The sequence below is a fragment of the Flavobacteriales bacterium genome, assembly GCA_013214975.1.
GTDB lineage: Bacteria > Bacteroidota > Bacteroidia > DT-38 > DT-38 > DT-38.
On the sequence record JABSPR010000422.1, the window covers coordinates 1 to 2,782 of the forward strand.

The following is a 2,782-nucleotide window of genomic DNA, read 5'->3' on the forward strand; positions in this document are numbered from 1 at the left end:
TGTTTAGCTACTCTTTGGTCGTTATTCTCATAATCACTCCAGTCGATTTGGTCTGCTCCAGTTTCTGTGATATAGAACTTGTCATTAATTTCTTCGATCCATTCGTGGCGGATAAAACGAGTCGCACCTAATTCTAAAGCCGTTTTATTAGCAAAGAGTAACGATAGAGTATCCATAGGCATCGTAAGCCAAGTGCCCGATTCTCCATCTTTCGATTGCTGGTAGGCGTACAACGTGCCATCTGAATAATCGAATGGAATAGCCGTTTCGAATTTAAAGAAGACAGCAGGATAGTTATCGTTCGTTAAGTAAACAGTTTTGCCGTCTTCTGTAGTTAACGCATCTTCATGCACAAAGCGTCCCATTTTCCAATGTTTTGTAATGGCCTCTTTATTCACCGGGTCAACTTCCACAATGTAGCCCATGTTTTGCCAAAGTGGTCGATTGTTAAATCTGGTAGTATCTCTATTTTTATCTTGACTAGAATACATTGTTTCGTTTGCAGGTTCGCACACTTCCTCGCAGGTTAATACTGTTCCATTGGTAGTTAGGCTACCTCCGCAATTCCAAAGTGTACCACCCACAGTTGAGAAGTCTACGTTGTGGAAATCACTGGTCACTTCCCACGATCCATTAACGAGTTCTAAGTCTGCAACCGTGGCGCCACCACCGTCGCCAAGCTCGCTAACATTTCCTCCTTCATGGCCAATGTATAAGATGCCTTTGGTTTCGGGAGAGACTGAATCCGGAATAAATACGCTTACGTCGTGTGAACCTTTTGCGGGAAATCGCTTACCATCTTTTCGAACAACTTTGTTTTCTTCCGCTTGAAATAAAATTTTATAAGTGAAGCCCTCTGGTAAAAGAAGATCGGTAGTTGTAAAATTAGATTCGACAGGTATAAATGGCGAATCATTTGCAATAGACTCTTGTTTTGTTTCACTGGAACATGAATACAAGAGAGAACCGATAAGGATGAGTAGGGAGTATTTCACGTTTTAATATTTAAGGTGTGAGTAATATTACAATTTTCACGAGCTTAATCCGAACCGGAAATTGTAGTTGGTTTTCATGGTTTTATGAAAAATTGTGTTGGGAGAGTTTGTTCTTAGTGTTTTCGATTTTATAATTTTTTTGCAAAATGCTAAAAAATGATAACGCAGCTTGTTACATCCGAATGGAGAAAATGAAACCGAAACTCGAACATAATAATTTCTTTTTTATATGGTCGAATAGAATTGAATGTTGAAGATAATTTGTATTCGAATTATATATAGTTTTGGTGTTGTTGCTGACGTGACAATTTGAAGTTTAAATATTATCTAATTAGATAGGTTTGAGTGATAAGTTATATTATTTGGGTGATTTTGACGGAAGTCGGAAGAACAACTTTACAATTGTAAGAATAGTACTTGCTTGGCTGGTATTGTATGGCCATAGTTTCGTGATCCAAAAACTAGAGGGGTTTAAGGACCCGTTGAATGCAATTTTTCAAGGATCTACCTGGGTTGGGGCCATAGCTGTCGATGGTTTTTTTGCCATTAGTGGTTTTTTGGTATGTGCTAGTATAGTAAATCGTGGTATCGTTAATTATACGATTTCACGAGTTCTTAGAATATTTCCAGGTCTAATTGTCTGTGTATTGCTTTCTGTATTTGTAATGGGACCTTTGCTCACAAGTCTTTCGGTAACCGATTATCTTGCAGATTCGAAAACCTTTGTCTACTTAAAAAACATGACCTTGTATTATAATGTGCAATGGGAATTACCTGGGGTATTTCAGGATTCTCCAAACACCGCGATCAATGGCTCGCTTTGGTCGCTGCCTGTTGAGGTTAGATGTTATGTGCTTTTAGCTGTTGTTAGCTTGTTTGGGGTTTTTAAACATAAAAACATTTCAAATATAATTGTAGGAGGTTTATTAGTATTTGGGTATTATCATTTTATGGATCTTCCATTTGTGTCTTTGCGTGAGAAATTTTCTAGGCCTGCGATGTATTTTTTAATTGGTGTGTTTTTTTATGTAAATAGAGATAAAGTATTATTGGATCTAAGATTAGCAATTCTATCGTTAGTTCTGGTGGCTTTTTCTTTTGGTCAAGATTGGTTTTTATATGTTTTTCCGATTTCAATTGTTTATTTAATTTTCTTCCTTATTTACCGTACCACTTATATAAGTATTGATAAAAAACTAGGTGATATTTCGTATGGTATTTATATATATGCCTGGCCTGTACAACAATTAGTGGCCGTTTTATTACCTGATCAAACGCCAGTTGGTAATACTATTATATCTAGCATTATAGTATTTGTTTTAGCTTATTTGTCTTGGAATTTTATTGAAAAGCCTAGTTTGTTTTTGAAAGAGAAGTTGTTGAATATCTCACTATTTAAATAGGCATGTTTCGTTTTTTAGTCATCGCATCTCTACTTCTTTTAGGTTCATCTCAGTCATTTGCAGAGGTACAGAATCGTTTGGGTTTTAAAGGAGGATTTACTGCTTCTGGTTTTATAGACGACGTCGACGTTGGGTTACCAATTGCGCTTTTTGAAAATCGATCTCCTGGGATGGGTTTTCATATTGGTGGGTTTTATGATAAAAAGTTCGATTGGTTTTCTTTAGGCTTTCTTTTTTCGTACACCGAGAAACAAGTTAATTCTGGCTGGGAAGAAGGAGAGAAAAGAGATGGTGTATGGACGCATCAGCTCAACTATACGCAACAGCCTCTTATCACTTAAAAGACAAAGTGGCCTTTTCATTAGGTTTAGATATTGCAGCTAA

At 36.7% G+C, this 2,782-nt stretch carries 3 protein-coding genes; 2 read left to right on the forward strand and 1 reads right to left on the reverse strand.

All coding sequences use genetic code 11. The features are described from left to right. The coding region (locus tag HRT72_13185) for a DUF839 domain-containing protein (GenBank protein ID NQY68661.1) at nt 1–995 on the reverse strand (995 nt) is incomplete at its 3' end. A 341-nt stretch (nt 996–1,336) separates the two neighbouring features. Here HRT72_13185 and HRT72_13190 point away from each other — a divergent pair. Together HRT72_13190 and HRT72_13195 are read left to right on the forward strand one after the other, a co-directional pair. Continuing rightward, entirely contained in the window at nt 1,337–2,398 is a 1,062-nt protein-coding gene (locus tag HRT72_13190; GenBank protein NQY68662.1) for an acyltransferase, read from the forward strand. A gap of 2 nt (nt 2,399–2,400) precedes the next feature. Continuing rightward, the gene (locus HRT72_13195; GenBank protein ID NQY68663.1) at nt 2,401–2,739 is read left to right on the forward strand and encodes a hypothetical protein; all 339 of its coding nucleotides are present in this window, start codon (nt 2,401–2,403) and stop codon (nt 2,737–2,739) included. Nucleotides 2,740–2,782: the final 43 nt, after the last annotated feature.